This is a genomic window from Neisseria sp. HMSC064D07 (assembly GCF_001837185.1).
Taxonomy (GTDB): domain Bacteria; phylum Pseudomonadota; class Gammaproteobacteria; order Burkholderiales; family Neisseriaceae; genus Neisseria; species Neisseria flavescens_C.
On record NZ_KV831653.1, the window covers coordinates 1 to 518 of the forward strand.

General features: G+C 44.2%; 2 protein-coding genes. Both read left to right on the forward strand.

Annotated elements, in window-relative coordinates:
- Positions 1-183: hypothetical protein (locus HMPREF2608_RS11525; RefSeq protein ID WP_210402751.1), on the forward strand; the 183-nt coding region annotated here is incomplete at its 5' end.
- A gap of 171 nt (positions 184-354) precedes the next feature.
- A partial coding sequence (locus tag HMPREF2608_RS01595) for a ComEA family DNA-binding protein (protein ID WP_210402752.1) occupies positions 355-518 on the forward strand: 164 nt, incomplete at its 3' end.

Below are 518 nucleotides of genomic sequence, written 5' to 3' on the forward strand. Positions count from 1 at the left end.
CTGATGTCGGGGGCTTTTTACATGCCTGTCGGTTCTATCGGTTTGGCGATAGGTGATGGGGTAAGGGGTGCAAGAATATTGATGAACCGATACCTATTGAGTGTTCGTGCATTCTTGGTATTTGGATTATGTATGATTACCCTGTTGTTATTCTTGAACAAAAGTACTGAAAGTTACGGTTAACTGTTTGGAATATTTGAAATCAAACGATATTTGCGTTAATATGGCGTAAGCATTTATGTGGGTATGGGCTGTTGCCCTATCTGCGTATGTGACAGTGTTTACCGCTTGGAATAAAACCATTCTGTAGACTTCCTGACTGATTCAATCAAACACGTTATGGGAAAAAATCTGATGAAGAAATTTTTATTTGGTGCATTTGCCGCCGTCTGTGCGGCGTTCTCTTTGGCTGCCGTGAACATCAATACCGCGTCTTCTGCCGAACTGGAGGCCTTGCCGGGTATCGGCCCGGCTAAGGCGAAATCGATTGTGGAATACCGTCAGAAGAACGGTGCGTT